This window comes from Geminicoccus flavidas (assembly GCF_009806515.1).
In the GTDB taxonomy this organism is placed as follows: Bacteria; Pseudomonadota; Alphaproteobacteria; order Geminicoccales; family Geminicoccaceae; genus Geminicoccus; species Geminicoccus flavidus.
Genome location: NZ_WUJP01000423.1, coordinates 1 through 3,370 on the forward strand (window position 1 = coordinate 1; position 3,370 = coordinate 3,370).

Consider the following 3,370-nt stretch of genomic DNA (forward strand, 5'->3'; position numbering starts at 1 on the left):
AGCCGGCGAGCGCCCGGATCAGCATCTCCACGGCACCGCGATGATCGGAACTGGCGGCATTCACCACTGCATCCGCGTGTTTGGCCTGCTCTGCCAGCAGCCGGGCATCATCCAGCGTGCCGACCACCGCCTCCATGCCCCGCGCACGCAGCTGCTCCGCCTTCGCGTCGCTGCGAACCAGGCCAATGATGCGGTGGCCCGCCGCCTTCAGCCGCTCGGCGACCGAGCCGCCGATATAGCCCGAAGCGCCGGTGACGAAGATGTCCATGCTCTGCCTTTCGCTGCCCTGATCCTGCGCCGGATGAAGCCGTATCTGCTCAGGCCCACTCGCCCCGGCGCATCACCGGTACCCGCCCGCCATCGGCATGGACCCCATCAATATCGATCTCGCCCGAGCCGATCATCCAGTCGATATGGATCAGGCTCTGGTTGCCGCCGCGCGCCGCCACTTCCTCGGGCGTGAGCTTGCTGCCGTCGATGAAGCACTTGGCATAGCACTGGCCGAGCGCGATGTGCGAGGCGGCGTTCTCGTCAAACAGGGTGTTGTAGAACAGCAGCCCGCTCTGCGAGATCGGCGACGAGTTCGGCACCAGGGCTACTTCACCCAGCCGCCGCGCCCCCTCGTCCGTGTCCATCACCTTGGTCAGCACTTCCTCGCCCTTGGCCGCGCGCACCGACACCGCCCGACCGCCCTCGAAGCGGACCTCGATGTCCTGGATCAGCGTGCCCTGGTGCGAGAGCGGCTTGGTGCTGCGCACGACGCCATCGACCCTGGCTGCGTGCGGCGTGGTGAACACCTCCTCGCTCGGAATGTTCGGGTTGCATTCGATGCCGTTCTTGGCGGTGGAAGCACCACCCTGCCAGAAATGGCCATCCCCCAGGCCCACCGTGAGGTCGGTGCCGGGGCCGGAAAAATGCAGCGCGGCGAAGTGGTGCTCGTTCAGCCAGTCGCGGCGTGCATGGAGGCGGGCATTATGCTCGCGCCAAGCCGCCACCGGGTCCGCCTGGTCGACCCGGGACGCGGCGAAGATCGCATCGGCCAGCTTGCGCACCGCGACCTCCTCCGGCTCGCCCGGGAACACCACCATCGCCCAGGACGGGTTCGGGTAGGACACGATCGTCCAGTTGATGTCGAAGCCGACGATTCGCTCCAGTGCTGGCTTGTAGGCCGTGGAGTTCGCCCGGTTGGCACGCGCCACCTTGGCCGGATCCTGGTCGGCCAGCAGCATCGGATTGTCGCCCGCGATCGCGAGCCGCGCGGCATTGCCGGCGAACGCCTTGGCCATGCCCTCGTAGAGCCAGCCGCTCGCCCGGTCGAAGCTGGCATCGGCGCCGTAGCGATAGCGCGCCAGCGCCGTCTCCTCGTCGGCGAAGAAGGTGGTCACCAGCCCCGCCCCGGCCTTGTAGGCATGCTCGGTGATCCGCCGCACCAGCGGCAGGGCGGCGATCGGCGCGGTCATCACCAGGTCCTGGCCCTCGGCCAGCCGCAGCCCGACCTTGACGGCCGCCTCGCCCAGCCGGTCGAGCATGTTCGGATCAACGCCTGCCGGCGCGGCAAGGGACAGATCGGACATCGCATCGCTCCTTTTCGGCCAACGGCTCCGGCCCTAAGCCATATCGGCTGGGCCGGAGGTTAGCCAGTGCGGGTGCGAACCGCAGCCGGATGGGAGCGCCTGCCCAGCCCTGCCTCACCGCTCGGCGGGGCGGTCGTGCGGGTGGACCGAGCGGAACCCGATCGCTATCCGGTTCCAGGCGTTGATCGTGGTGATCGCCAGCGTCAGCTTGACGATCTCCTCCGGGGAGAACTCCCGCGCCACCTCGGCATAGACCTCGTCCGGCGCATGGCCCTGGGTGATCAGGGTGAGCGCCTCCGTCCAGGCCAGCGCCGCCCGCTCACGCGCGGTGAACATGCGCGATTCCCGCCAGGCGCTCAACAGGTAGATCCGCTCCTCCCGCTCGCCATGCTTGCGCGCGTCGCTGGTATGCATGTGCAGGCAGAAGGCACAGCCATTGATCTGCGAGGCGCGGATCTTCACCAGCTCGTGCAGGCTGTGCTCCAGCCCGTCCGCCGCCAGCCGCTCGGCCATCTCGATCATCGGCTGCATCGTCTTCGGCGCGACTTGGTAGGGGTTCAGTCTGGCTTCCATGATGACCTCTTCTGGCATCGTTGACGCTCCAGAGACGAGGTGGCCCCGGCGGATGTGACATGGGTTCACGCCGCGTCGTGGAAGATGATCCCCAGCGTGTGCCGCCGCCCGCTGCGCAGCGGGCTCACCCCATGGCGCATGTTGGCACGATACAGGCTGCGCGTGCCCCGGACCGGTCGGTGGCGCACCGGGAAGACCACCGCGTCGCCCTGGCGGAGCGGCGCCACCAGGACCCGCGACTGCATGCGCGGGCGCTGCTCGGTGAGCACGAACTCGCCGCCGGTGAAGTCCCGCCCGGGCTCGGACAGGAGGCAGGCGACCTGCAGCGGGAAGACATGGGCGCCGTACACATCCTGGTGCAGGCAGTTGTAGTCGCCCGGCCCGTAGCGGAGCAAAAGCGGGGTTGGCCGGGTCTGGCCGGCCGTATGGCACTGGGCCAGGAAGGCCGGCAGGTCCGCAGGATAGCGCTCCGGCAGCCCCATGATCTCCGCCCAGCGGTTGGCGACCGTGGCCAGCACCGGATAGAGCCGGCTGCGCAGTTCCTGGACCACGTGCGGCAGGGGATAGGCGAAATACTGGTACTCGCCCTGGCCGAACCCGTGACGGCTCATCACGATCCGGCTGCGAAAAGCGCCAGCGTCGTCATAGCCATCCGCCAGCGCCCGGCAGGTCGCGGCATCGAGCAGGCCCGGCAGCATGGCGGCGCCGGTCGCATCCAGCTCCGCCAGCACCGCCGCGGCATCGGGAGAGGCGCTCAACCCTTTGCCTCCCGCTCGAGCAATTGCCGCTTGCGTGCCACCCCCCAGCGATAGCCGGAGAGGTCGCCGTCGCTGCGCACCACCCGGTGGCAGGGCACCGCCACGGCCAGGCGATTGGCGGCACAGGCCAGCGCCACTGCGCGCACCGCCTTGGGCGCGCCGATCCGCTCGGCGATCTCGGCATAGCTCGCCGTGGCACCGGGCGGGATCTCCCGCAGCGCCCGCCAGACCCGTTCCTGGAAGGCGGTGCCCTGGACGTCGAGCGGCAGGTCGAGCCCCAGTTTCGGCGCCTCGACGAAGCGCACCACCGCCGCCACCCAGTCCTGGAACCGCTCGTCGCCGGCCGCCAGTTCCGCCTTAGGGAAGCGCAGGGCCAGGTCGCGCTCCAGCAGGGCCGGATCGTCGCCCAGCAGGATCGCGCAGATCCCGGTCTCGCTGGCCGCCACCAGCAGCTGGCCCAGGCTG

General features: G+C 69.4%; 5 protein-coding genes. All 5 read right to left on the bottom strand.

Annotated features, from left to right (window positions below):
* The coding region (locus EQG76_RS11875) for an NAD(P)H-binding protein (protein WP_159713600.1) at positions 1-268 on the bottom strand (268 nt) is incomplete at its 3' end.
* A 49-nt stretch (positions 269-317) separates the two neighbouring features.
* Complete coding sequence (locus EQG76_RS11880) at positions 318-1,574, bottom strand: aminopeptidase (RefSeq protein WP_159713602.1); 1,257 nt, start codon at positions 1,572-1,574, stop codon at positions 318-320.
* Positions 1,575-1,688: 114 nt separating this feature from the next.
* A complete protein-coding gene (locus EQG76_RS11885; protein WP_159713604.1) occupies positions 1,689-2,147 on the bottom strand; it encodes a carboxymuconolactone decarboxylase family protein in 459 nt (152 codons plus the stop codon).
* Positions 2,148-2,212: 65 nt separating this feature from the next.
* Entirely contained in the window at positions 2,213-2,845 is a 633-nt protein-coding gene (locus EQG76_RS11890; protein WP_159713608.1) for a 2OG-Fe(II) oxygenase, read from the bottom strand.
* 56 nt (positions 2,846-2,901) lie between these two features.
* Positions 2,902-3,370: methylated-DNA--[protein]-cysteine S-methyltransferase (locus EQG76_RS11895; RefSeq protein ID WP_159713606.1), on the bottom strand; the 469-nt coding region annotated here is incomplete at its 5' end.